Here is a 25096-nt window from a genome sequence, read left to right as displayed (position 1 = left end):
GACCCGCACGGTCAGTACTCCCCGGTCCGGTGACTGGGGGAGAAGGGGCTGACCGTGCCCGCTGCGCGCTCAGGCTGCGCCGAGTGGAGGGGACCGCGCGGGGCCCGTCTCGTGTCGGACGGGGCGGCGCCGTCGGTGCTCTCCCGCTCGTGAACGTCGAGGAGCAGAGGGCCGGAGCACTCGGGTGAGTGCCTGCGTGCCGTGACACTCGAGCCCGTCAGCCGGTGCCCACTCAGTCCCCAGCAAGTCTCAGCAGGCCCGAGCAGGCCTTGTGAGGCTGAAGGAGGCCTCGGCGGGACTGAGCAGAGCTAGGCGCGACTGAACGAGGCTGAGGCCCGGACGTAGAGAGGCCCCGAGCCGCGTGTCACGGGGGCACGGGGCGCCCGCCGTCGGGTGCGGCAGACCCGTGGCGTCGCCTGCCTCACGGCGTCGGCACAGCTGCCCCGCGGAGCACGAACGACGAAGGGCCCGACTGCCGGAGCAGTCGGGCCCTTCTGGCGGTGCAGGGATCAGTGCTGGTCGATCGACCGACGCTCGTCACCGGAGGCAACGGCGTCGTGGTGCGACGACTCGATCTCCGAGCGCTTCACCGGGGCGATGCGGTCCTCGTAGAAGAAGGACGACACCGAGGCACGGAGACGCTGCACGGGCGTGATCTGACCGTTGGCGTTCGGACGGACCATGAGCGGCTCGTACTCGTTGAAGTTGAGCAGCTTCCAGCGCTCGTACTCATCGAGCTGCTCGTGGACCTCGACGTACTCGCCGCCGGGGAGGCGGACGATGCGACCCGACTCGTAGCCGTGGAGGGCGATCTCGCGGTCCTTCTTCTGCAGGGCGAGGCAGATCCTCTTCGTGATCATGAACGCGATGAACGGGCCGAGGATGAGGCAGGCCTGCACCGTGTGGATGACGTAGTTGAGGCTGAGGTGGAAGTGCGTCGCCATCAAGTCGGAGCTGGCGGCGGCCCAGAGGCTGGCGTAGACCACGATGCCGGCGGCACCGATGGCCGTACGGGTCGGGGCGTTGCGCGGGCGGTCCAGGATGTGGTGCTCGCGCTTGTCGCCGGTGACCCAGGCCTCGAGGAACGGGTACAGCAGCACGGCCAGGATGAAGACGACCAGGACCGCGATGGGAGCCAGGATGTTCATCGAGACGGTGTAGCCGAACGCCACGAACTCCCAGCCCGGCGGGACGAGGCGCAGGGCGCCGTCCGCGAAGCCGATGTACCAGTCCGGCTGGGTGCCGGCGGAGACGGGGGAGGGGTCGTACGGGCCGTAGTTCCAGATCGGGTTGATCGTGAAGAGCGACGCGATGAGGACGAGGACACCGAAGACGATGAAGAAGAACCCACCGGCCTTCGCCGCGAAGACGGGCATGACCGGGACGCCGACGACGTTCTCGTTCGTCTTGCCGGGGCCCGCGAACTGCGTGTGCTTGTTGATGATGAGCAGAAGCAGGTGGACGCCGAGCAGGGCGATCAGGAGGGCGGGCAGCAGCATGATGTGCAGCGAGTAGAAGCGACCCACCATGTCGGTGCCGGGGAACTCGCCGCCGAAGAGGAGGTACGAGATCCAGACGCCGATGACCGGGATGCCCTTGACCATGCCGTCGATGATCCGCGCCCCGTTGCCGGAGAGGAGGTCGTCGGGCAGGGAGTAGCCGGTGAAGCCCTCGGCCATGGCGAGCACCCAGAGGGTGAAGCCGACGACCCAGTTGATCTCGCGCGGCTTGCGGAACGCGCCCGTGAAGTACACGCGGAGCATGTGCAGCATGATCGAGGCCACGAACAGCAGAGCTGCCCAGTGGTGGATCTGGCGGAACAGCAGACCACCGCGGATGTCGAACGAGATGTCGAGCGTCGACGCCATCGCGGCCGACATGTTGAGGCCCTTGAGCGGCACGTAGGAGCCGTTGTAGTTGACCTCAGCCATGGACGGCTGGAAGAAGAACGTCAGGAACGTGCCCGACAGGAGGATCACGACGAACGAGTAGAGAGCGACCTCGCCGAGCATGAACGACCAGTGGTCGGGGAAGATCTTGCGGCCGACCTCGCGGACGAGGCCGGACATGCTCGTGCGCTCGTCGATGTAGTTCGCCGTGGCGCCGAAGATCTTGTTGGTCCGCGTCGGCGCGAAGGCCGGTGCGGAGACTGTGGTGCCGTGCGACGACGGGGTCGTCGTGTCGGTACCCGGTGCAGGGGTGGTGGTGGTCACTTGGCGCGCTCCCAGAAGCTCGGGCCCACAGGTTCGTGGAAGTCGCTCTGCGCGACGAGGTACCCGTCAGCGTCCACGGCGATCGGCAGCTGCGGGAGCGGGCGCTTGGCCGGTCCGAAGATCACTTCGCAGTTGTTGGTCACGTCGAACGTCGACTGGTGGCAGGGGCAGAGCAGGTGGTGTGTCTGCTGTTCGTAGAGGGCCACGGGGCACCCCACGTGCGTGCAGATCTTGGAGTAGGCGACGATGCCGTCGTACTGCCAGTCCTCGCGTCCCTCGGGGATGTTGAGGTCCTCGGGCTTGAGACGCATGAGGAGGACTGCAGCCTTGGCTTTCTCCTCGAGCAGGTGCTCGGATTCGTTCAGGCTCTCGGGGATCACGTGGAAGACCGAGCCCAGGGTGACGTCCGAGGCCTTGATGCGAGCACCGGACGGGTCGCGGGTGAGGTGCATGCCCTCTTCCCACAACGTGTGACGGAGGACCTCGTTCGGGTCCTCGGCGGGAGCGAGGTCGCGGAACAGCACGACCGCGGGGAGCGGCGTGGCGACGAGCGCGCCGATGAGGCTGTTGCGGATCAGCGCGCGCCGACCGAAGCCGGACTCCTGGTTGCCCAGGGCGAATACCTCGACGGCCTTCCCGCGCGTCTCGTCCGTGCCACGGGTGCTGTGGCGCATCTCCGTGATCTCACGGGCGGGCATGAGGGTCTTCGACCAGTGCACGGCACCGATGCCGACGGACAGGAGCCCGAGGGCGATGCCGAGGCCGAGGAAGAGGTTGTTGAGTCGGACGGAGCCGGAGTCGCCCGACGTGATCGGGAAGGCCACGTAGGCGCCGATCGCGGCGATGCTGCCGACGATCGAGAGGAAGAACCAGGTGCTGACCTGGCGCTCCGCCCGCTTCTCGGCCCGCGGGTCGATGTCGGTGACACGGTCGCGGTGCGGCGGCTCGCCCGGGTTCTCGAAGACGTCCGTCGTCAGGACGGCCGTGCCGGCCGAGACACGACGGGGCTCGTGCTTCTCGACAGCCGAGCCCGTCTCCGGGACCTCGTCGTCGTGCTGTGCCATGGGTGCTGCCTTTCAGTGAAGTACGAGGAGGGCCGCTAGTTGGAGCGGGCCGTGAGCCAGATGGTCACGGCGACGATCGCTCCGAGGCCGAAGATCCAGATGAAGAGGCCCTCGGCCACCGGGCCGAGGCTGCCGAGCTCGAACCCGCCGGGCGACGGGTTCTTCTCCAGGTACTTGAGGTACGTGATGACGTCAGCCTTGTCCTGCGGGGAGAGGTTGAGGTCGTTGAAGACCGGCATGTTCTGCGGTCCGGTGAGCATGGCCTCGTAGATGTGGGCTTCGCTGACGCCCTTGAGCGAGGGGGCGTACTTGCCCTCCGTCAGGGCACCGCCGGCGCCGGCGACGTTGTGGCACATGGCGCAGTTGATGCGGAAGAGCTCAGCACCGTTGGTCGTGTCGCCGTCCGCGGCGAGGTACTCCTCGTCGGGGATGGCGGGGCCGGGGGCCAGCGACGCGACGTAGGCCGCGAGGTCGGAGACCTGCTCGTCGGTGAACTGGACGGGCTTCTCCTCGGCCTGCGGGCCGTTGGCCGCCATCGGCATGCGGCCCGTGCCGACCTGGAAGTCGACGGAGGCGGCGCCCACGCCGATCAGGCTGGGGCCGTCACCGGTGCCGTCGGCCGAGAGGCCGTGGCAGGTGGCGCAGTTGGACGCGAAGAGCTTCTGCCCCTCGTCGACGCTCTGCTGCGAGGCCGCGGCGGGGGCGGACTCCTCAGCGGTGGCCGTGGAGGAGAACAGGGCGTAGGCGCCGCCGGTCGTGAGCAGGCCCACGAGGAGGAGCGACGCCGTGGCGACGGGGCTGCGGCGACCGGTCTTGGCGGTGCGTCGCGAGGAGGAGCTTCTGGTGAACATGCTGTGCGAACTTTCCGATGCCTATTTGAGGACGTAGACGACCATGAAGAGGCCGATCCACACCACGTCGACGAAGTGCCAGTAGTACGAGACCACGATGGCGGTCGTGGCCTCCTTGTGACCGAAGTTCTTGACCGCGAACGCGCGGCCGATGGTCAGGAGGAAGGCTATGAGCCCTCCGATGACGTGGGCCCCGTGGAACCCGGTCGTCATGTAGAACGCGGAGCCGTAGGCGCTCGAGCTGAGCGTCACGTGCTCAGAGATGAGGTGGGCGTACTCGAAGACCTGGAGGCAGATGAAGACGGCGCCCATGGAGTACGTCAGGAAGAACCACTCGACCATGCCCCAGCTGCCGACCTGGAAGAGGCGACCGGTGCGGCGGGCCTGCATGCGCTCGGCGGCGAACACGCCGAACTGGCACGTGACCGACGAGAGCACCAGGGTGATGGTGTTCGTGAGCGCGAACGGGACGTCGAGCTTGGCCGTCTCGGCGGCCCACAGGCCGGGAGAGGTGCTGCGCAGCGTGAAGTAGATCGCGAACAGGCCGGCGAAGAACATGACCTCGCTGCCGAGCCACACGATGGTGCCCACGGCGACCGTGCTCGGGCGGTTGACGACCGGCGCGCTGGAAGGCCTGGAGAGAGAGGTACTTGTCACGCCGTCCATTATGCCTGGTAAGTCGCCCTGGGTTTGCGCAGGAAACTCCGCGCCGGGAATTTCTGTTGACGCCGAGCTACTTGGCGTGGTGCACCCCGACGCTAGCCTGGGCACATGACCCACGAGCTCGCCTGGCCTGCCCTCATCGACGCCCTCCTGGCGCGTCGGGACCTCTCGATCACCGAGGCCACGTGGGCCATGGAGCAGGTCATGACGGGGGAGGCGACGCCGGCCCAGCTGGCGGCCTTCCTCGTCGCCCTCCGCGCCAAGGGCGAGACGGTCGACGAGATCGTCGGGTTCCGTGACGCGGTGCTCGCGCACGCCGTGCCGCTGCCCGTGCCGTCCATGGCCGTCGACATCGTGGGCACCGGCGGCGACCGCTTCGGGACGGTCAACGTCTCGACGATGGCGTCGATCGTCGTCGCCGCGACGGGCGTGCCCGTCATCAAGCACGGCAACCGCGCCGCCAGCTCGTCGTCGGGCTCGTCGGACGTGCTGGCGGCGCTCGGCATCGACCTCACGCTGAGCGCCGACCGCGTCGCGGAGGTGCTCGCGGACGCCGGGCTCACGTTCGCCTTCGCGGCGGCGTTCCACCCCGGCTTCGGGAACGCGGCGGCGGTCCGACGCGAGATCGGCGTGCCGACCGTCTTCAACTTCCTCGGCCCGCTCGTCAACCCCGCCCGGCCCGAGGCCAGTGCCGTGGGTGTCGCCCAGCTCGACAAGGTGCCCCTCATCGTCGGGGTGTTCCAGACCCGGGGCGCCACCGCTCTCGTGTTCCGGGGCGACGACGGCCTGGACGAGCTCACCACGACCGGCCACAGCCACATCTGGGAGATCTCGACCGGGTCGGTCACCGAGCACGACCTCGACCCCCTCGACCTCGGCATCCCGCGGGCCCGCATCGCGGACCTCGTCGGGGGCGACGCCGAGCACAACGCGGCGATCGCGCGACGTGTCCTGGCGGGGGAGGCCGGGCCCGTGCGCGACATCGTCCTGCTGAACGCCGCGGCCGGCCTCGTCAGCTACCGGCTCGCGGCCGACCAGTCGGAGCGCGACCGTCCGATCGTGGCCCGCTTCCGCGAGCAGCTGGCCGTCGCCCGCGCGGCGATCGACGGCGGGGCCGCGGCCGCCAAGCTCGACGAGTGGGTCGCGGCGACACGCCGGCCCTGACCCGTCCGTCTCGACCCGCCGTGCGGCGGGGTCGACGCTCCCGCCGCACGGAGGAAGGGCCCGTTCCGAGGAACGGGCCCTTCTCCCTGTCATCGGCGCGTCAGCGCCGTGTCGTCAGCTCCGACGTCAGTTGACGTCCTCGTCGACCCAGTCGAAGGTCTTCGTGACGGCCTTCTTCCAGAGGCGGAGCGTGCGGTCGCGCTCGTCGGCCTCGATGGCCGGCGTCCAGCGCTTGTCCTCCTGCCAGTTCGAGCGCAGGTCGTCGAGCGTCTCCCAGAACCCGACCGCCAGGCCCGCGGCGTACGCGGCGCCGAGGGCGGTGGTCTCGGCGACGACCGGACGCACCACGGGCACGTTCAGGATGTCGGCCTGGAACTGCATCAGGGCGTCGTTGCCGGTCATGCCGCCGTCGACCTTGAGCTCGGTGAGGTCGACGCCCGAGTCGGCGTTGACCGCGTCGAGCACCTCGCGGGTCTGGAAGGCGGTCGCCTCGAGCGCAGCACGGGCGATGTGGCCCTTGTTGACGTAGCGCGTGAGGCCGACGAGGGCGCCACGGGCGTCTGAGCGCCAGTACGGGGCGAACAGGCCCGAGAACGCGGGCACGAAGTAGACGCCGCCGTTGTCGTCGACCGTCTTGGCGAGCTCCTCGACCTCGGGGGCCGAGCCGATGATGCCGAGGTTGTCGCGGAGCCACTGGATCAGCGAACCGGTGACGGCGATGGAGCCCTCGAGCGCGTAGTGCGGAGCCGCGTCGCCGAGCTTGTAGCCCAGCGTCGTGAGCAGCCCGTTCTTCGAGTGGACGATCTCCTCGCCCGTGTTGAAGATGAGGAAGTTGCCCGTGCCGTAGGTGTTCTTCGACTCGCCCTGGTCGAACGCCGCCTGGCCGAAGGTCGCGGCCTGCTGGTCGCCCAGGATGCCGGCGATCGGGACCTCGCGGAGGAGGCTGGAGGCCTCGACGGTGCCGTAGACCTCGGACGAGCTCTTGATCTCGGGGAGCATCGAGCGGGGCACGTCGAAGGCCTCGAGGATGTCGTCGCGCCACTCGAGCGTCTCGAGGTCCATGAACAGGGTCCGCGAGGCGTTGGTGACGTCAGTGACGTGCACGCCGCCGTCGGTGCCGCCGGTCAGGTTCCAGAGGACCCAGGTGTCGGTCGTGCCGAAGAGCAGGTCGCCGGCCTCGGCCTTCTCGCGGGCGCCCTCGACGTTCTCGAGGATCCAGACGACCTTGGTTCCGGAGAAGTAGGTCGCGAGCGGCAGGCCGACGATCGGCTTGAAGCGCTCGACGCCGCCGTCGGCCGCGAGGCGGTCGACGATCGACTGGGTGCGGGTGTCCTGCCAGACGATGGCGTTGTAGACGGCCTTGCCGGTGGTCTTGTCCCACACGACGGCGGTCTCGCGCTGGTTGGTGATGCCGACGGCCTTGATGTTGTGGCGCGTGATGTCGGCGCGCGACAGGGCCTGGCCGATGACCTCGCGGACGTTCTCCCAGATCTCGGCGGGGTCGTGCTCGACCCACCCGGCGCGCGGGAAGATCTGCTCGTGCTCCTTCTGGCCGGTCGCCACGATCGAGCCGGAGTGGTCGAAGATGATGGCGCGGGTGCTGGTGGTGCCCTGGTCGATCGCCAGGATGTAGTCGTCGCTCACGGGTGGTTCTCCTTCGTCGTTGATGGTGTCGACCGCGACACGGCGGGTGCGCCTCGGGTGGGCACGGCGGTGCCGCGGTCAGCGGTGAGTCGTGGGATGCGGGTCAGGCGATGGGGAGCAGGGCGCCCGACACGACGGCGGCGAGGGCACCGCCGATCAGCGGGCCGGCCACGGGGACCCAGGCGTACGACCAGTCGCTCGAGCCCTTGCCCTTGATGGGCAGGAAGGCGTGGGCGATGCGCGGGCCGAGGTCACGGGCCGGGTTGATGGCGTAGCCGGTGGGGCCACCGAGGGAGGCGCCGATCGCGATCACGAGGAAGGCGACGGGGATCGCGCCCAGCTCGGCCGGCGTGCCGCCGTTGGTGAAGCCGATGACCACGAACACGAAGGCGAACGTCGCGATGATCTCGGTGACGAGGTTCCAGCCGTAGTTGCGGATGGCCGGGCCGGTGGAGAAGACGCCGAGCTTGGCCGCGGGGTCGGGCTCCTCGTCGAAGTGGTTCTTGTACACGAGCCACACGAGGACGGCACCGATGACGGCTCCGATCATCTGGGCGGCCAGGTACACGAGGAACGCGACGAAGTCGATGTTGCCGAGGATCAGCTGCGCGAGGCTGACGGCCGGGTTGAGGGCCGCGCCGGAGGAGTACGACACCGTGACCGCGGCGAAGACCGCGAGCCCCCAGCCGAAGTTGACCATCAGCGTCCCGCCGTTGAAGCCCTTCGACTTCGTGAGGGCCACGTTGGCGACGACGCCGCCACCGAGCAGGATGAGCATGGCCGTGCCCACCACTTCAGAGAGAAAAATCAGTCCCAGGTCCACGTCGACCTTCCTTAGTCGTCGGGCGGGGTGCGACTGTGCACCACCGCGGTGAGCGTGTGGCCTCACCATAGACCCGGGCAACCCTCAGGAAGGTAGCCGAATCACCCGAGATGCACATATGTGCACGGAGCAGGTGCGCACGGCTCGGGGGGTAGCTTCTGACCAGGACGGTGCGAGCCTGCGCACCGCCGCCCGTTCCAGGGAGGAACTTCGATGAAGAAGCTCATCAACGATCCGAAGGACGTCGTCGAGGAGGCGGTGGCCGGCATGGGCCTCGCCCACCCGGGGCTCCTGCGGGTGTCGCACGACCCGACCTTCGTGACCCGCGCCTCCGGCCCGGTCAGCGGCAAGGTCGCGATCGTCAGCGGGGGAGGGAGCGGCCACGAGCCGCTGCACGCCGGCTTCGTCGGCCCGGGCATGCTGAGCGCCGCGGTGCCCGGCCCCGTCTTCACGTCGCCCACGCCCGACCCGGTCGTGGCGGCCACGCAGGCCGTCGACGGAAGAGCCGGCGTCCTCTACATCGTGAAGAACTACACCGGCGACGTCCTCAACTTCGAGACGGCCGCCGACCTCGCCGAGGCGGAGGGCGTCACCGTCGCGACGGTCGTCGTGGACGACGACGTCGCGGTCAAGGACTCCACCTACACGGCCGGGCGTCGCGGCGTCGCGGGCACGGTCGTCGTCGAGAAGGTCGCGGGCGCCGCCGCCGAGCGCGGCGACGGCCTCGAGCAGGTCGCGGAGATCGCCCGTCGGGCGAACGCCGCGACCCGCACGATGGGCGTCGCGCTCACCGCCGGCGTCGTTCCGCACGCGGGGGAGCCGAGCTTCACCCTCGCCGACGACGAGGTCGAGATCGGCATCGGCATCCACGGCGAGCCCGGCCGTGAGCGCGTGCCGCTCGAGCCCGTCGACCGCATCGTCGACCGCCTGCTCGGCGCCGTCCTCGACGACCTGGGCACCGCCTCCGGCGACCGCGTCCTGCTGTTCGTCAACGGCATGGGCGGCACGCCGCTCGTCGAGCTCTACGTCGCCTTCCGCCGGGCGGCCGAGCTGCTCGCCGAGCGCGGCGTCGAGGTCGCCCGCACGCTCGTCGGCGACTACGTCACCTCGCTCGAGATGCAGGGCATGTCGATCACCGTGACCCGTCTCGACGACGAGCTGACCGAGCTCTGGGACGCTCCGGTCGAGACGGCCGCCCTCCGGTGGGGCCGGTGAGCCCGCTGCTCCGCCCCGCCGCCCCCCGCACCGCACCCCCACGAGGAGGAGACGCATGACACTCGACGCGACCTGGACCCGCGCCTTCATCGAACGGACGGCCGACGTGGTGCGCGAGCAGCGTGCCGCGCTGGTCGAGCTGGACCGCGAGATCGGCGACGGCGACCACGGCGAGAACCTGGAGCGCGGCTTCTCGGCCGTGCGGGCCAAGCTCGGCCAGCAGCCCGAGGACGCCACGCCCGGCCAGCTGCTGAAGATGGTCGCCACGACCCTCATCTCCACCGTCGGGGGAGCCTCCGGCCCCCTGCTCGGCACGGCGTACCTCAAGGGGGCCGCGGCCCTCGGCGACGCGACCGAGCTCGACTCCGCGGCGGTCGTGGCCTTCCTCACGGCGGCACGGGACGGCGTCGTGCTGCGCGGCAAGGCCGAGGTGGGCGACAAGACGATGATCGACGCGTGGACGCCGGCCGTCGAGGCCGCCGGCCTCGCGGCGGGCGACGGGGCCGAGCCGGCCGCCGTGCTGCGTGCCGCCGCCGACGCCGCCGCGGAGGGCGCCGCGTCGACCGAGCCGCTCGTCGCCCGCAAGGGCCGGGCCAGCTACCTCGGCGAGCGGGCGGTGGGGCACCGCGACCCGGGGGCGCAGTCGTCGTCGCTCATCCTCGCCGCGGCAGCCGAGGCCGCCGCGACCCCCGCCGCCGCGACCACCGGGGAGGCGTGACCGTGGCCGGCGTGGGCATCGTCGTCGTCTCGCACAGCCCGGCGATCGCCGAGGGCACCGTCGAGCTCGCTCGCCAGATGGCGCCGACCACGACCCTCGTGGCCGCGGGCGGCACCGACGAGGGCGGCCTGGGCACGAGCTTCGACAAGATCTCCGCGGCGCTCTCGGCCGCCGACACGGGCCAGGGCGTCGTGGTGCTCTGCGACCTGGGCTCGGCGATCCTCACCACCGAGACCGCCGTCGACTTCCTCGACGACGACGAGGCCGCGCGGGTCGTGCTGGCCGACGCGCCCGTCGTCGAGGGCACCGTCGCCGCGGCCGTCTCGGCGGAGACCGGCGGCACGCTGCAGGAGGTCGCCGCGGCCGCCCGCACCGCCTCCGGGGTCGCCGACCCGCACCGGGACGAACGCGAGCTCCGCGGCGGCGACGCGGTCGAGCGCTCGGTCGTCCTCGTCAACGAGTCGGGGCTGCACGCCCGGCCGGCCGCCGACCTCGTCACGCACGCGTCGCGCTTCCAGGCCGACGTCACGGTGAACGGCGTCGACGCGAAGAGCCTCCTGCGCATCATGGGCCTCGGTCTCGGCAAGGGCTCGACGGTGGCGATCATGGCCACCGGCCCCGACGCGGCCCAGGCCGTCGACGACCTCGTGGCCCTGGTGGAGGGCGGCTTCGGCGAGGGCTGACCCGACCCGACGTCGCCACGCCACCACGACGGTGGCGCCGACGACGACGCCGACAGCGGGCGTCCCGGGCTCAGGCCCGGGGCGCCCGCCGTCGCACGTGGCGGGTGAGCAGGAGGTCGCCCGCGACGAGCACGTGCGCCAGCTCGAGCTCGCGCAGCCCCGGGGCGTCCCCGCTCGTCGAGCGGGCGATGCGCGGGCCGACGCCGCCCTCCAGGGTCGGCGAGTGCGTGAGGAAGAGCTCGTCGACCTCGTCCGCGGCGACGAGGTCGCCGAAGAGGGTCGGCCCGCCCTCGCAGTGCAGCTGCCGGAGGCCCCGGGCGACCAGTGCCTCACGCAGGAGGCGCAGGTCGACGCGTTCGCGGCCGCACGCGACGACGTCGGCGACGCCCTCGAGGGCCCTCCGCGCCTCGGGATCCGCCTGGTCGGTAGTGAGCACGACCGGGCGCACCGGCGCGTCGCGGAAGACGGGGCTGCCGGGGTCGAGCCGCAGCGTCGCCGACACCAGCGCGAAGACGGGGTGGTCGGGCAGCCCGCGCCCGCGTCGCCAGGCGACGGAGGCGTCGTCGAGGCGCATCGGGCCGTAGCCCTCGTCGCGCACCGTGCCCGCGCCGACCACCACGACGTCCGAGACCCGGCGCAGCAGGTCGAAGACCCTCTTGTCGGCGGGCCCGCCGAGGCTGCCGGAGAGGCCGTCCGCCGTGGACGATCCGTCCAGCGTCGAGACGAAGTTCACGCGGAGGCAGGGCTCGGCGCGGTCGCCGGGGTCGATCATCGCCAGCAGCTGGTCGTCGTCGAGCGGGACGCCGGTCGGATCGGGCGGCAGTAGGCGGCGGAGGGCGGCCGGGGCGGCGGCCGGGTCGGCGGCGGGCTGGTCGGGCACGGGGGCTCCTAGACGTCGTGTCGGGCGAGCAGCGGGGCCCGCCACCCCAGGATGCCCTCCAGCATGCGGACGGCGTCCACCGCCGAGGGCACGTCGTGCATCCGCACGACGCGCGCGCCGAGCAGCACGCACGCGGTCGCCGCCGCCAGCGTGCCGGCCAGGCGGTCGGGCTTCTCGCGGTCGAGCATCTCGCCGATGAAGTCCTTGTTCGAGACGGCGGCCAGGACGGGGAAGCCGAGGGCCGCGACCTCGCCCAGGCGACGGGTCAGCTCGAGGGTGTGCACGGTGGCTTTGTTGAGGTCGTGGCCGGGGTCGACGACGATCCTCTCCTCGGGCACCCCCCGGGCCAGCGCGAGGTCGACGCGACGGGACAGGAGGTCGACGACCTCGCGCGCGACGTCGTCGTAGCGGGGGTGCGGCCACGCGGTGCGCGGCGGGGCGAGGCTGTGGGTCACCACGAGGGTCGCCTCGCTGTCGGCGACGACGTCGGCGAGACGCGGGTCGTGCAGGGCCGTGGTGTCGTTGATCACGGATGCCCCCGCGCTGATCGCGGCGGCCGCGACCTCCGGGCGGAAGGTGTCGACCGACACGACCACGTCCGACTCGGCGACCAGCGCCTCCACCACCGGCAGGACGCGGTCGACCTCGTCGGCCGCTGAGAGCTCGGGCCCCGGCTTGAAGGGCACGCCCCCGACGTCGACCCAGTCGGCGCCCTGCCCCGCAGCGGCCACGGCGGCCTCGACCGCGGTGTCGAGGGCGAAGGTGCGCCCCTGGTCGAAGAACGAGTCGGGCGTCCGGTTGACGATCGCCATCACCGCGACCTGACGCGAGAAGTCGAAGGTGCGACGTCCGATGCGGCGCACGGGCACCCGCAGCGGCACGGTGCCCAGCCTGATCGGCAGGGGCTCCGGGTCAGCCACGGGGCGCCCCGATCAGGGCCATCGCCTCGGTGCGGGCGGCCGCGTCGCCGAGGCTGCCGCGGCTCGCCAGCGTCACGGTCGAGCTCTGCGTCTGGCGCGGCCCCCGCGTCGTCACGCAGCCGTGGACCGCCTCGAGCACGACGAGCACGCCCGTGGGGGAGAGCCCCTCGTCGAAGGCGTCGGCGATCTCCTCGCCGAGCTTCTCCTGCAGCTGCGGCCGCGAGGCGAGGGCGTCGACGACGCGGGGCACGCTGCCGAGGCCGACGATCGAGGCGCCGGGGACGTACGCGACGTGGGCCACGCCGAGGAACGGCAGCAGGTGGTGCTCGCAGACCGAGCGGAACTGCACGTCGCGCACGACGACGACCTCGCCGAGCTGGCCCGGCTCGGCCGGCACCGAGGAGGCACGGACGAGCTCGGTCGCGTCCGTCCCCGTCCCTGAGAAGAACTCCGCGTACGCCTCCGCCACGCGCCGGGGCGTGTCGTGGAGGCCCGGGCGCCCCGGGTCGTCGCCGACGGCCGCGAGGATCTCGAGCACGGCGGCCTCGATGCGGGGCCGGTCGACGGGGGAGTGGCTCATGGAGCCAGTGTCGCAGGCTCCCTGCCCGGACGTCAGCCGTGCATCCCCGCCCCGAGCGACGGGGCGGCCGGGGCGGTCGACCGGCGGGGCGGTCAGTCGTCGGAGCCCGGGCGCGACTCGTGGTGGCGTCGGCCGTGGCTGCGCCGCGCCTCCTTCATCTCGGACTCGAAGAGGTGACGGCGCCCGCCGACGAGGCCCTCGCGGACGGCCGCCTCGCCCGCCCGGAGGGCGCTCCAGTACCCCGCGTCGTAGTCCTCGACGAGCTGGAAGGTCCAGCGGCCCTCGACGACGTTGCGCCCCACCACGTCGCGCTCCAGGCGGTCGGCGTGCTCGTGGTGCCCCGCCTCGCGGAGCAGGTCCACGGCCTCGCCGAGCGCCAGGTCGGCGGTGCCGGTCAGCCGGTGGAAGCCGTAGAGCAGGCCTCGCGCGTGCTCGACGGCCTCGAGGGCCTCCGACAGCTTGCCGAGGGCCTCGACGGTGGCGTCGTCGACGCCCGCGGGGCGGACGTGCGCGTCGTCCGGTCCGTCGTCGGGCACGGGCGCGGGGGAGTCGCGGGTCGTCGCGTCGGGGGAGCCGGGGGTCACGGGGGCGGTCTCGTCGTCCATGACCCGACCCAACCACCGGGGCGGCGGGTAGCGTCCGCGGGGTGACGACGACCCCGGACCGCCCCGCCCGACGACGGTTGCTGCTGCCCGGCCAGTGGGGGCCCGCGTTCGACGACGGGGGAGAGGTGCTCGTCGTCGAGGCCCTCGACGAGTTCTCCCGCCGCCCGCTGCACCGGGCCAAGGCGCACCTCTGGCTCTCGGCGCTCCGTCACCGGGTCGCCGAGCTCGGCGACCGCGCCGAGCACGTCCGGGTCGACCGCCTCGCCGACGCCCTCGTCGGGCGCGGAGACCTCGAGGTGGTGGACCCGCCCAGCCGCCACTTCCGCGCGGTCGTGCGCGCCGCCTCCCCGGCGGTCGTCGTCCTGCCGAGCCGCGGCTTCGTCACCAGCGAGGCCGACTTCGCCGACTGGGTCGCCGTCCGCCCCGGCCGCCTCCTCATGGAGGACTTCTACGAGGCCGTCCGGAGGCGCGAGGGCTTCCTGATGGAGGGGCCCGCCCCGGTCGGCGGCCGGTTCAGCTACGACGACGAGAACCGCCACGCGCCTCCCCGCGGCGCGGTCGGCCTGGGCCTGCCCGACCCGGTCTGGCCCGTCGAGGACGAGATCGACGCCGAGGTGCGCGACCAGCTCGACGCCTGGCGCGACGCCGGACTGGTGACGTTCGTGGGGGAGGACGACCGGCGCCGGTTCGCCGTCACGGCCGCGGAGGCGGAGGCGGCGCTCGAGGACTTCGTCGAGACGCGGCTCGGCGACTTCGGCCCGTTCGAGGACGCCATGCTGTCGGGCGACTGGACGATGGCGCACTCGCTGCTGAGCGTGCCGATGAACCTGGGCGTGCTCGACCCGCGCCACGTGGTCGAGCGGGTGCTGCGGGCCTTCGAGGGAGGCGCGCCGCTCGCCAGCGTCGAGGGCTTCGTCCGGCAGGTGGTCGGCTGGCGCGACTGGGTGTGGCACCTCTACTGGCACCTGGGGGAGTCGTACGTCGACGAGAACGACGCCCTGGGCGCCCGGGTGGAGCTGCCGGCGTGGTGGCGCGGCCTCGACTCGTCGGAGGTCGAGGCGGCCTGTCTGTCGGACGCGCTCGACGTCGTCTCGCGGCACGGCTGGACGCACCACATCCAGCGCCTGATGATCCTCGGCAACTGGTCGCTGCAGCGCGGCTACCGGCCCGACCAGCTGACCGAGTGGTTCACCGACGTCTTCGTCGACGGCACCGACTGGGTGATGCCCGCGAACATCGTCGGGATGTCGCAGCACGCCGACGGCGGAGTCGTCGCGACCAAGCCCTACGCGGCGGGAGGTCGCTACATCGACAAGATGAGCGACCACTGCGGCTCGTGCCGGTTCTCGCCGACCGTCCGGGTCGGCGACGACGCCTGCCCGTTCACCGCGGGCTACTGGGCGTTCCTGCACCGGGCCGAGCCGGCGCTCCGCGACAACGCCCGCATGCGGAACCCGCTGCGGCAGATGCGCAGGCTCGACGACCTCGAGGCCGTGGTCGCTCAGGAGGCGGCGCGCGAGATGCTGTGAGGGGCCCGGGGAGGGCCTGGTGAGTCGTCGCTCACGTTCGAGCTGACATAATGTGCATTATCGGTCATGCACGGACCAGCCGGAAGGGGTGGGGTCGACGCCGTCAGAGCCCGCTTCGTGCGGGACGCCGCTCAGCGACCTGCGCGCAGCACCTCGGCCACCGTGGCGGCGAGGTCGACGGGCTCGACGGGGTCGGTCGTCGACTCGAGCTCGTCGAGGCTGAACCAGCGCGACTCGAGGATGTCGACCCGTTCGTCGTCGGTCCAGTCATCGTCGACGACCTCGAAATGAGGCAATCTCACGACGAAGAACTCGGCGTGCCCGTGCGTGTGGTCGGCGGCGTCCCAGGGCACCTCGAAGTCGTCGACCCTGACCACGGGGCCGACCTCGGCGACCACCTGGCCGGTCTCCTCGTGCAGCTCCCGGACCGCCGCCTCCTCGTGCGACTCCCCCGGGTCCACGCCGCCTCCCGGCGTGATCCAGCGGGCTGCGCCGCTCGTGTCGGGCGCCTTCGTCATCATCAGCAGCAGGCGGTCGTGCTCGTCCAGGACGAGGAGGCGCGACGTCGGCCGGACGATCCGCTCGGTCACGAGGCGCCGCCTACGCGACGGGGACGAAGTCGGAGGTGTCGCCGACGAGGCGCGTGCGGTCGGCGGGCACCGGGTCGACCGCGGCCGAGGCGACCTCGGCGGCGAACTCCGCGACGTTGTACAGCTTGCCGGCGCTCTCCTTGCGCGACGAGATGGCCCCGGGGTTCGAGCGCTCGAGCAGCGTCGCCGTGATGGTGCCCTCGATCATGTCGCCGGAGACCACGACGAACTCGACGCCGGCCGCCTCGAGCTGCGGCACCATCTCGAGCAGCGCGTCCTCCCCCGCGCGCTTGCTCAGCGCCACGGGGAGGTACTCGGGCATCGTCTCGGTGGTCCGGATGAAGTGCGCCTGGTGGCTGGTCACGAAGACGACCCGCGAGCCCGGCTGCAGCAGGGGCAGCGCCGCGGTGAGGAGGGCGACCTGCGCGTCGCGGTTGAGCTTCAGGGCGTAGTCCTCGGCCATGCCGCTCTCCATGCCGCCGGAGGCGTTCATGACGAGCACGTCGAGGCCGCCGAGGCGCTCGGAGACGGTCGCGAACATCGCGTCGACGCTCTCCGGGTCGGTGAGGTCGGCGCCCACCGCGAAGGCCGTGCCGCCCGCGGCCTCGATCTTCTCGACGAGCTGCTGGGCGCGCTTCTCCTTGTTGCGGTAGTTCACGACGACGGACGCGCCGGCCTCGGCGAAGTAGCGCACCGTGTCGGCCCCGATGCCCCGGGACGAGCCGGTGACCAGGGCACGCGTGCCGGTGAGGGATCCTGCGGCGAGGGGGTTGGACACGGCGGGGGCTCCAGTCTGTGGGGCGGCACCGGCTCGGTCGCGGCGCCGGGGTGGCGGCTCGGGGTCGCCAGGCGACCCGTCCGAGCGTACCGCCCGACGGATGTCGGCGACGTGCGCTAGCGTCGAGGGAACGAAGGAGGCCGACGTGGACGTCGTCACCCAGTACGCGTGGATCATCTGGATCGCCCTGGTCCTGCTCTTCGTCGTGGTCGAGGTCACCACCCTCGAGCTCACGTTCCTCATGCTCGCGATCGGCAGCGTGGGCGGCCTGCTCGCCGACCTCTTCGGCGCACCGTGGTGGCTGCAGATCGTCGTGGCCGCCGTGCTCGCGGTGCTCCTCCTCTTCACCGTCCGGCCTCCCCTGCTGCGGGCCCTCGGCCGGGGCGGCGACCCGACCCCGAGCAACGTCGAGGCCCTCCTCGGCCTGCGCGGCACCGTCGTCGTCGCGCTCGGCCCCGACGCCGGGCAGGTCAAGCTCACCAACGGCGACACCTGGACGGCGCGTCTCCTGCCCACCGGGTCGGTGAAGACGCCCGCCGGGGCCCTGCCCCCGGCCGTCCTCGACACCGGCAGCAGCGTCGTCGTCACCGCCATCGAGGGGTCGACCGCCCTGGTCGTCCCCGCCTAGAAGGGACCCTGCATGGACTCCTCCGTCAGCGCCGGCACCATCGCGACGATCGTGGTCGTCGCGATCGTCGTCATCCTCGTCCTGGTCGTGCTCTTCCGGGCCGTCCGCATCATCCCGCAGGCCAGCGCGGGCGTGGTGGAGAGGCTCGGCAAGTACCACAAGACCCTCCTCCCCGGGCTGAACCTCCTCGTGCCCTTCATCGACCGGGTCCGTCCCCTCATCGACATGCGCGAGCAGGTCGTCTCCTTCCCGCCGCAGCCGGTCATCACGGAGGACAACCTCGTCGTGTCGATCGACACCGTCGTCTACTTCCAGGTCACCGACGCCCGGGCCGCGACCTACGAGATCGCGAACTACCTCGGGGCGGTCGAACAGCTCACGACGACCACGCTCCGCAACGTGGTCGGCGGCCTGAACCTGGAAGAGGCCCTGACGAGCCGCGACAACATCAACGGCCAGCTGCGCATCGTCCTCGACGAGGCGACCGGCAAGTGGGGCATCCGGGTCGGCCGCGTCGAGCTCAAGGCCATCGACCCGCCCGCCTCGATCCAGGACTCCATGGAGCAGCAGATGCGCGCCGAGCGGAGCCGACGGGCCGCGATCCTCACCGCCGAGGGCACCAAGCAGTCGCAGATCCTCGAGGCCGAGGGCATGCGCCAGTCGGCCATCCTCCGCGCCGAGGGCGAGGCGAAGGCCCAGGTGCTCCGCGCCCAGGGCGAGGCGGAGGCCATCGACACCGTCTTCAACGCCATCCACCAGGGCGACCCCGACCCCAAGCTGCTCGCCTACCAGTACCTGCAGACGCTGCCGAAGCTGGCCGAGGGGTCGGCCAACAAGCTCTGGATCATCCCGAGCGAGCTGACCGAGGCTCTGTCGGGCATCGGCCAGGGCTTCTTCGCCCCGAAGAACCCGGACGCCCCCGGCTGGACGCCGAAGCCGACCACGAAGGTCTCGGAGATGTCGACCACCCCCGACCTCGCGACGACCGTCGACCTCGAGGCGGAGCCCGACCTCGGGTTCCCGACCGCGACCACGCCGGGCAGCACGAGCCGCTCGGAGACCGGCGGCACGGGCACGGGCACGGGCACTGGCACGCGCTCGGGCACTGGCTCGGCCACGGCCGACGCGGCGACGCCCGACGAGGGCACCACGCCGCCGGCGGCCCCGGCCGCTCCGTAGTGGAGGCGGGCGGCGCCTCCGGCTGGTTCGGCCCGGCCGGGCCCCGGGTGCTCGCGCACCGCGGCCTCGCGGTCGACGCACCGGAGAACACGATGCTCGCGTTCGCGCGTGCCGTGGCGGCGGGTGCCGACTACGTCGAGACCGATGTGCACGCCACGCGCGACGACGTGGCCGTGGTCTGCCACGACGACGACCTCCGTCGCGTCGCCGGCCGGCCCGTGCGCGTCCGGGACCTCACCCTCGCCGAGCTGAGCCTGGTGCGCCTGCCCGACGACCAGGAGGTCCCGACGCTCGAGCAGGCCCTCGACGCGTTCCCGGAGACGCGGTTCAACATCGACGTCAAGGTGGCGGAGGCGGTCGACCCGACCGTGCGCGCGATCCATCGCGTCGGTGCGCACGACCGCGTGCTCCTGACGTCGTTCGACCAGCGGATCCGCCGTCGGGTGGTCGACGCGCTGCCCGGCGTGGCCACCTCGGCGTCCTCCCCCGGCGTCGTCGGCGTGATGGCCGCCTCCCTCGTCCCGGTCACGGCCGTGCGGCACGCCCTGCTCCGGCGCGTCCTGCGCGGCTGCGGCGCCGTGCAGGTGCCGGAGAGCTGGGGGCGGCTGCGCGTCGTGACGGCGGCGCGCGTCGCCGACCTGGCGGCCGTGGGCGTCGAGACGCACGTCTGGACGGTCAACGACCCCGTCGCGATGCGCCGCCTGCTCGCCCTCGGCGTGCACGGCATCGTCACCGATCGTGCCGATCTCGCCCTCGTCGAGGTCGGCCGGGGTGCTGCCGATCCTCTGTGAACAGACTGTGAATGTCTCTCACCTGAAACATCACGGCACGCTCTGACGTTAGAACGGGAGATCGCACCGCGAGAGGAGACCACACGCATGGCAGATCGCAGTTTGCGCGGGATGAGACTCGGTAGTCAGAGCCTCCAGAGCGAAGAGGGAGTCGAGTTCTCCCCCCGGAAGAAAGCCGTCTACCAGACGGAGGACGGCCAGACGTTCGACATGGTGTTCTCTGCTGAGGCAGAGGTGCCCGAGATCTGGCAGTCGCCGAAGAGCGGGCAGGAAGGCCGGCTGCTGTCGGCCGACGGCAAGCCCGTCGAGATCGAGGAGGGCGTCGTCAAGGTGCCCCGGACCCACTGGGACATGCTGCTCGAGCGCCGCTCACGCGACGAGCTCGAGGAGCTGCTGCAGGAGCGCCTGACGTTCCTCCGGGCCCGGCGCGGCCAGGAGAAGATCGGCGCCTGAAGATCGGCGCCTGAAGATCGGCGCCTGACGCCGCTCCCCCATGACGCCCGGTCACCGTACGGTGACCGGGCGTCGTCGTGCCCGGGGGCGGTCGGTGCGGGGTGGTCAGCGCCGGGCGGGGAGGTCGAACTGGCTCGGGTCGTCGAGCTCCTCGTCGAGCGAGCGCGGCCGACGGCCCGGGCGGAGGCGCGGGTCGGCCAGCTCGGGCCAGGCAGCGGTCTCGAGGGCGCGGCGTCGGCGTGACCGGCGGCCACCGATCATGACCCGGGCGAGCACGAGGGCCGCCAGCCCGATGAACGAGACGAACAGCTCGACGGCGCGACTGGCGACGACGGCGGGCGTCGTGCCGGTGCCCAGGTCGACGGTGTGGACCATGGTGCCGGCGGTGAAGTCGGTGACGCCGGCGACGATCTGCCCGTCGGCGTCGATGACCCGGCTGGAGGCCACCGTGGAGACGCTGACCACGGGTCGCGCCGTCTCGAGGGCCCGCAGTCGCGTGATGGCCAGCTGCTGGGCGTTCTCGTCGGTGTCGCCGAAGTCGGCGTTGTTGGTCTGCGCGACGATCACCTGGGCGCCGTCGCGCATCATGTTGGTGATGAGCTGGTCGTCGACGATGTCGAAGCAGATCGAGATGCCGGCGACGAAGTCGCCGATCGGCATCGCCTCCGGGCGGGTGCCCGGCGTGTAGTCGCGAGCGATGAGGTCGATCAGGTCGGGGGCGAAGGGCCGCCAGAAGGAGCGGTCGGGCACGTACTCACCGAAGGGGACGGGGTGCTTCTTGTCGTACTGGCCGGCGACGGCGCCGTCCTCCCAGAGGATCGACGAGTTCCAGGCCTGCTCGCCGTCGTCGGACTGGGTGATGACGCCGGAGAGGAGCGGCGCGTCGTACCCGTCGCTGACGGCGTCGAAGACGTAGCGGCCGTAGGCGTCGCGGGTGGGGTCGCGGTCGCTGCCGCCCTCGGGCCACACGATGAGGTCGAGGTCGGAGCCGGCGGGCAGCCCCGACATGGCGAGCACCTGCGAGTTGAGCAGGTCGCCGGGCTCGCGCTCGTCGAAGTAGCCCGCGGGCCCGTTGCCCTGGACGCCGGCGATCGTGGCCGTGCCCGACGACGTCGTCGGCCACGCGGGGACGGCGAGGACGGCCGTGACGGCGACCGCGCCGGCGAGGACCCGCGTGGACGCCCGCACGTCGGCCCGGAGCGCCAGCTCGACGACCGCCGCCACGAGCGCCACCATGAGGAACGAGAGACCGGAGATGCCGACCCACGCGACGAGCGGGCCGAAGGGGCTCTGCGACTGGCTGAGGGCCACGCGGCCCCAGGCGAACCCGCCGTAGGGCCAGTTGCCGGCGACGAACTCGCGCAGGGTCCAGAGGCCGGCGACGACCACTGGGAGGAGCACGGTCGTGCCGACCGCCCCGGGCCAGATGCGCGGCACCCAGCGGTACGCGAGCGTGACGAGCACGGCTCCCCCGGCGAAGAACAGGGCCTCGAGCGTCGACAGGGCCGCCCACGGCAGGGCCCCGAGGTAGAGGCTCGTCCACGAGATGTGGACGAGGTAGAACGAGAGCCCGGCGACGAGCCCGACCAGGAAGGCCGACCCGGCCCGTCGGCCGCGGAGGCTGACGAGCACCAGGCCGATGCCGACGAACGTGAGGGGCCACACGTCGCCGTCGGGGAACCCGGCGTCGAGCACGACGCCCGACCCGGCCGCGACCACGAGGGCGAGCCAGAGCGGCAGACGGAGGGCGGTCACTCGGGTGGGCACCGTGCGATTCTAGGTGGCCGTCGCTGTGAGGCGCGGGTCGGCCCGGGCGCCCGGCCCCGTGCCTCAGACGGCCGAGTACGAGACGATGCCGCGCCGCACGGCGTCGAGCGCCCGACGCGCCACGGGGCCCACCGGGAGGTCGGCCACGACGGAGAGCTGGTCGAGCAGGTCGATCGTCTGCTTCGTCCAGCGCACGAAGTCGCCGGCGGCGAGGTCGGCGTCCTCCAGCACGGAGTCGAGGCTCGCACCCCGGGCCCAGCGGTGCATGGCCAGGGCCAGGCCGGGAGCCGGCGGCGTGCTGCCGGGCAGCCGGTGCTCCTGCTCGAGGTCGTCGAGCTCGGCCCAGAGCAGCTGTGTCGCGTCGAGGGCCTCGCGGTAGGCGCCCCGTGGCAGGAAGCGCTCCGACAGCTGCCCCTCGTCGCGTCGTGGCTCGTAGACGAGGGTCGCGGCCATGGCGGCCATCGACGGCACGTCGAGCTGGTCCCAGAGCCGGAGCCGGAGGCACTCGGCGACGAGCAGGTCGCGGTCCCCGTAGATGCGGCGGAGCGTGCGGCCGGCCGGGGCGACGGCCACCTCGGCGGTGTGCCCGTCGCGCCCCGCGCCTCCCCGGCTGGCGGGCGTCGCCGAGGTGGAGGCCGCGGGCACGAGGTAGCCGCGGTCGAGCAGCACGTCGGTGACGCGGTCGAAGACCTTCGCGACCGCGCCGGTGCGGCTGCGGATCTGGGCCGAGAGCTGGTCGGTCTGCTTCTTCAGCTTGAACCAGCGCTCGGACCAGCGGGCGTGCTGCTCGCGCTCGGGGCAGGCGTGGCAGGGGTGCTGGCGCAGCTGCTTGCGCAGCTCGGTGAGCTTCCGCTGGCGCTTGTCGTGCTCGCCGCGCGACTGGGCCTCGGCGCGGGCCGCGCCCTGCTTCTCGAGGTCGCCGAGCTCACGCCGGAGCAGCGTGTACTCGCCGAAGTCGCCGAGGTGGCAGGTCATGCTGCGGGCGTAGCCGTCGAGGCTCTCCTGCTGCGTGCGCACCTTCCGCGCGAGGTCGACCACGGCGCGGTCCGCCTGGAACTGCGCGAACGAGGTCTCGAGGATCTCGCGCGTGCGCGACCGGCCGAACTGCTCGATCAGGTTGACGGCCATGTTGTACGTCGGCCGGAAGCTGGAGTTCATCGGGTACGTGCGGCGGGAGGCGAGGCTCGCGACCGCCTGGGGGTCGAGCCCCGGCTGCCACTGGATCAACGAGTGGCCCTCGACGTCGATGCCACGGCGGCCGGCCCGGCCGGTGAGCTGCGTGTACTCCCCCGGCGTGATGGGCACGCGGGCCTCGCCGTTGAACTTCTCGAGCTTCTCGAGCACGACCGTGCGGGCGGGCATGTTGATGCCGAGCGCCAGGGTCTCCGTCGCGAAGACGACCTTGACGAGCTTCTTCTGGAAGAGCTCCTCGACGACCTCCTTGAACGCGGGCAGCAGACCCGCGTGGTGGGCGGCGACCCCGCGCTCGAGCCCGTCGAGCCACTGCCAGTAGCCGAGCACGGCGAGGTCCTCGTCGCGGAGGGTGCGGCAGCGGGCCTCGACGATCTCGCGGATCTCGTCGCGCTGCTCGGCGGTCGTCAGCCGGATGCCGGAGCGCAGCACCTGCTTGACGGCCTGGTCGCAGCCGACCCGGCTGAACACGAAGAAGATGGCGGGCAGGAGGTTCTGGTCGTCGAGCATCTCGACGATCCGCCACCGGTCGAGGCGGCCGCCCTGGTGCGGGGTCGGCGGCACGACGTGGCCCCGGGGGCTGCGCCCCGACCAGCGGTCGCTCGTGCCGCGACCCCGGCCCCCGGGCCCACCGCCCCGGCGCGACATGGACGTCGCGCGCAGGAGCTCGGGGTTGACGCGGTTGGTGGCGGCCTGCCCGCTCGAGTCGAACAGGTCGAGGAACTTGCCCCCGACGAGCACGTGCTGGTCGAGCGGGACGGGGCGGTCCTCGCTCACGATGACGTCCGTGCCGCCGCGGACGGTCTGCAGCCAGTCACCGAACTCCTCCGCGTTCGACACGGTCGCGCTCAGCGACACGAGGCGGACGTCGAGGGGCAGGTGGATGATGACCTCCTCCCACACGGCGCCGCGGAACCGGTCGGCGAGGTAGTGCACCTCGTCGAGGACGACGTAGCGGAGGTCGTCGAGCATCTCCGAGCCCGCGTAGAGCATGTTGCGGAGCACCTCGGTCGTCATGACCACGATGCGCGCCCGCGAGTTGACGTTCGTGTCGCCGGTCAGCAGCCCCACCTCGCCGGCGCCGTACTCGGCGACGAGCTCCTGGAACTTCTGGTTGCTCAGGGCCTTCATCGGCGCCGTGTAGAAGACCTTGTCGCGGGGGTGCTGCATGGCGAGGTGGATCGCGAACTCCGCGACCAGCGTCTTGCCGGCACCCGTCGGCGCGGCCACGAGCACGCTGTTGCCCGCCTCGACGGAGGCGCAGGCGGCCTCCTGGAAGGGATCGAGCGCGAAGCCGAGACGGGAGCGGAACGACTGCAGCTGCGGCGACCGCACCCGGGTCTTCGAGGCGGCGAACCGTTCGGCGGGGCTGAGGTCGCTGCTGGTCATCTGGCTATCCTCCCGCGAGTTCGGCGTCGAGGGCCGCCACCTTCTTCGCCACCTGCCTGTCGTGCAGCCACGCGACCCCGGCCGCGGCGAAGTAGAGCACCACCATAGGGATCGCGAGCAGGAACATCGAGAACACGTCGGCCGCCGGGGTCGCGATCGCGGTGAAGAGCGCGATGAGCAGGATGGCGACGCGCCAGCCCTTGATGATGCCCGCGGCGGAGATGACGCCGACGAAGTTGAGCAGCACGAGGAAGACGGGGAGGACGAACGCGATGCCCACCGCGAGGATCAGCTTGAGGACGAAGTCGAAGTACTGCTTCGCGTCGATGATCGCCGCGTCCTCCGCCGCGACGAAGCCGGTGAGCGCCTCGACGATGTGCGGCAGGACGTAGTAGCCGCTGGCGCAGCCCAGGAGGAAGAGCGGGATGGCGGAGCCGATGAAGCTGACCGCGTAGACCTTCTCGCGTCGGACGAGCGCGGGGACGATGAAGGCCCAGACCTGGTAGAGCCAGACGGGGCTGGAGAGGATGACGCCGACGGTGACCGCGATCTGCAGGCGCAGGTCGAAGCTGCCCGCGATGGTCGGGTAGTTGAGCGTCGCCTCGGTGCCCCGCGCGACCGCCATCTGCGTGATGGGCCCCCGGAGCACGTCGAGCACCCAGGAGGAGAGCGCGAAGCCGGCGACGCTGGCGAGGATCAGCGCGAGGGCGGACCGGAACAGCCGCTTGCGGAGCTCGACGAGGTGCGCGCCGAGCGACATCCGGCCGTCACGGGACCG

The 25096-nt window shown here is 71.9% G+C and carries 24 protein-coding genes; 9 read left to right on the top strand and 15 right to left on the bottom strand.

All coding sequences use genetic code 11. The annotated features are described in order from the left end of the window. Positions 1-509: 509 nt before the first annotated feature. From qcrB to ctaE, 4 genes are read right to left on the bottom strand one after another with little or no spacing between them, the layout of a single operon-like run. Positions 510-2213: a cytochrome bc1 complex cytochrome b subunit gene (gene qcrB / locus FHR77_RS06370; protein WP_424955605.1), complete on the bottom strand. Its 1704-nt coding sequence runs from the start codon at positions 2211-2213 to the stop codon at positions 510-512. Next, positions 2210-3277, bottom strand: a complete 1068-nt coding sequence (gene qcrA / locus FHR77_RS06365) for a cytochrome bc1 complex Rieske iron-sulfur subunit (RefSeq protein WP_167259244.1) — start codon at positions 3275-3277, stop codon at positions 2210-2212. Before qcrA ends, qcrB begins: the two co-directional genes overlap by 4 nt. 35 nt (positions 3278-3312) lie before the next feature. Beyond that, positions 3313-4128 carry a cytochrome bc1 complex diheme cytochrome c subunit gene (gene qcrC, locus FHR77_RS06360; RefSeq protein ID WP_167259243.1) on the bottom strand — a complete coding sequence of 272 codons (816 nt, stop codon included), beginning with the start codon at positions 4126-4128 and terminating at the stop codon, positions 3313-3315. 21 nt (positions 4129-4149) lie between these two features. Then, positions 4150-4794 carry an aa3-type cytochrome oxidase subunit III gene (gene ctaE, locus FHR77_RS06355; RefSeq protein ID WP_167259242.1) on the bottom strand — a complete coding sequence of 215 codons (645 nt, stop codon included), beginning with the start codon at positions 4792-4794 and terminating at the stop codon, positions 4150-4152. 105 nt (positions 4795-4899) lie between these two features. Between ctaE and trpD the strand changes: the two genes are divergently transcribed. Continuing rightward, complete coding sequence (gene trpD, locus FHR77_RS06350) at positions 4900-5955, top strand: anthranilate phosphoribosyltransferase (protein ID WP_167259241.1); 1056 nt, start codon at positions 4900-4902, stop codon at positions 5953-5955. A gap of 126 nt (positions 5956-6081) precedes the next feature. Here the strand turns inward: trpD and glpK are convergent, their stop codons facing one another. Together glpK and FHR77_RS06340 are read right to left on the bottom strand one after the other, a co-directional pair. Continuing rightward, positions 6082-7599, bottom strand: coding sequence for a glycerol kinase GlpK (gene glpK / locus FHR77_RS06345; RefSeq protein WP_167259240.1), 1518 nt, complete (start codon positions 7597-7599; stop codon positions 6082-6084). A 103-nt stretch (positions 7600-7702) separates the two neighbouring features. Continuing rightward, complete coding sequence (locus FHR77_RS06340; RefSeq protein ID WP_243861569.1) at positions 7703-8377, bottom strand: MIP/aquaporin family protein; 675 nt, start codon at positions 8375-8377, stop codon at positions 7703-7705. 258 nt (positions 8378-8635) lie between these two features. Here FHR77_RS06340 and dhaK point away from each other — a divergent pair, with 258 nt between their 5' ends. From dhaK to dhaM, 3 genes are read left to right on the top strand one after another with little or no spacing between them, the layout of a single operon-like run. Continuing rightward, a complete protein-coding gene (gene dhaK / locus FHR77_RS06335; protein ID WP_167259238.1) occupies positions 8636-9637 on the top strand; it encodes a dihydroxyacetone kinase subunit DhaK in 1002 nt (333 codons plus the stop codon). A 55-nt stretch (positions 9638-9692) separates the two neighbouring features. After that, positions 9693-10355, top strand: a complete 663-nt coding sequence (gene dhaL, locus FHR77_RS06330) for a dihydroxyacetone kinase subunit DhaL (protein ID WP_167259237.1) — start codon at positions 9693-9695, stop codon at positions 10353-10355. A gap of 11 nt (positions 10356-10366) precedes the next feature. After that, entirely contained in the window at positions 10367-11038 is a 672-nt protein-coding gene (gene dhaM, locus FHR77_RS06325) for a dihydroxyacetone kinase phosphoryl donor subunit DhaM (RefSeq protein WP_167259236.1), read from the top strand. 70 nt (positions 11039-11108) lie between these two features. On the opposite strand, the gene FHR77_RS06320 is transcribed toward dhaM, so the two are convergent. From FHR77_RS06320 to FHR77_RS06305, 4 genes are all read right to left on the bottom strand, one after another. Then, a complete protein-coding gene (locus FHR77_RS06320; RefSeq protein ID WP_341777244.1) occupies positions 11109-11918 on the bottom strand; it encodes a pyrimidine reductase family protein in 810 nt (269 codons plus the stop codon). Positions 11919-11926: 8 nt separating this feature from the next. Further along, positions 11927-12838: a dihydropteroate synthase gene (gene folP / locus FHR77_RS06315; protein WP_341777243.1), complete on the bottom strand. Its 912-nt coding sequence runs from the start codon at positions 12836-12838 to the stop codon at positions 11927-11929. Beyond that, a complete protein-coding gene (gene folE / locus FHR77_RS06310) occupies positions 12831-13418 on the bottom strand; it encodes a GTP cyclohydrolase I (RefSeq protein WP_056054986.1) in 588 nt (195 codons plus the stop codon). Before folE ends, folP begins: the two co-directional genes overlap by 8 nt. 92 nt (positions 13419-13510) lie before the next feature. After that, positions 13511-14023 carry a hypothetical protein gene (locus FHR77_RS06305; protein WP_243861374.1) on the bottom strand — a complete coding sequence of 171 codons (513 nt, stop codon included), beginning with the start codon at positions 14021-14023 and terminating at the stop codon, positions 13511-13513. A 41-nt stretch (positions 14024-14064) separates the two neighbouring features. Here FHR77_RS06305 and FHR77_RS06300 point away from each other — a divergent pair, with 41 nt between their 5' ends. Then, positions 14065-15552, top strand: coding sequence for a cryptochrome/photolyase family protein (locus tag FHR77_RS06300; RefSeq protein WP_341777242.1), 1488 nt, complete (start codon positions 14065-14067; stop codon positions 15550-15552). Between the two features lie 131 nt (positions 15553-15683). Here FHR77_RS06300 and FHR77_RS06295 read toward each other — a convergent pair whose 3' ends face one another. Continuing rightward, positions 15684-16142 carry an NUDIX hydrolase gene (locus tag FHR77_RS06295; RefSeq protein ID WP_341777241.1) on the bottom strand — a complete coding sequence of 153 codons (459 nt, stop codon included), beginning with the start codon at positions 16140-16142 and terminating at the stop codon, positions 15684-15686. 10 nt (positions 16143-16152) lie between these two features. Further along, positions 16153-16920 (bottom strand): SDR family oxidoreductase, encoded by a 768-nt coding sequence (locus FHR77_RS06290; RefSeq protein WP_167259235.1) that lies wholly within the window; start codon positions 16918-16920, stop codon positions 16153-16155. Between the two features lie 145 nt (positions 16921-17065). On the opposite strand from FHR77_RS06290, the gene FHR77_RS06285 reads away from it, so the two are divergent. The 4 genes from FHR77_RS06285 to FHR77_RS06270 all read left to right on the top strand — a co-directional run bounded on the left by FHR77_RS06285 (position 17066) and on the right by FHR77_RS06270 (position 19971). Then, the gene (locus FHR77_RS06285; RefSeq protein WP_341777240.1) at positions 17066-17548 is read left to right on the top strand and encodes an NfeD family protein; all 483 of its coding nucleotides are present in this window, start codon (positions 17066-17068) and stop codon (positions 17546-17548) included. Positions 17549-17560: 12 nt separating this feature from the next. After that, positions 17561-18727: an SPFH domain-containing protein gene (locus tag FHR77_RS06280; protein WP_167259233.1), complete on the top strand. Its 1167-nt coding sequence runs from the start codon at positions 17561-17563 to the stop codon at positions 18725-18727. Next, on the top strand, positions 18727-19518 hold the full coding sequence (locus FHR77_RS06275) for a glycerophosphodiester phosphodiesterase family protein (RefSeq protein WP_341777239.1): 792 nt from the start codon (positions 18727-18729) through the stop codon (positions 19516-19518). Before FHR77_RS06280 ends, FHR77_RS06275 begins: the two co-directional genes overlap by 1 nt. A gap of 87 nt (positions 19519-19605) precedes the next feature. Then, positions 19606-19971, top strand: a complete 366-nt coding sequence (locus FHR77_RS06270; protein ID WP_056054962.1) for an RNA polymerase-binding protein RbpA — start codon at positions 19606-19608, stop codon at positions 19969-19971. 105 nt (positions 19972-20076) lie between these two features. On the opposite strand, the gene lnt is transcribed toward FHR77_RS06270, so the two are convergent. The 3 genes from lnt to tatC all read right to left on the bottom strand — a co-directional run bounded on the left by lnt (position 20077) and on the right by tatC (position 25078). After that, complete coding sequence (lnt, locus tag FHR77_RS06265) at positions 20077-21738, bottom strand: apolipoprotein N-acyltransferase (protein WP_167259232.1); 1662 nt, start codon at positions 21736-21738, stop codon at positions 20077-20079. Between the two features lie 63 nt (positions 21739-21801). Beyond that, the gene (locus tag FHR77_RS06260; protein WP_167259231.1) at positions 21802-24318 is read right to left on the bottom strand and encodes a DEAD/DEAH box helicase; all 2517 of its coding nucleotides are present in this window, start codon (positions 24316-24318) and stop codon (positions 21802-21804) included. 4 nt (positions 24319-24322) lie between these two features. Continuing rightward, positions 24323-25078: a twin-arginine translocase subunit TatC gene (tatC, locus tag FHR77_RS06255; RefSeq protein ID WP_167259485.1), complete on the bottom strand. Its 756-nt coding sequence runs from the start codon at positions 25076-25078 to the stop codon at positions 24323-24325. Positions 25079-25096: the final 18 nt, after the last annotated feature.

The sequence above is a fragment of the Frigoribacterium endophyticum genome (genome assembly GCF_011759585.1).
Lineage (GTDB): Bacteria > Actinomycetota > Actinomycetes > Actinomycetales > Microbacteriaceae > Frigoribacterium > Frigoribacterium endophyticum.
The sequence above is the reverse complement of the archived record's forward strand: the minus strand, read 5'-3'. Positions and strand labels throughout refer to the sequence as shown.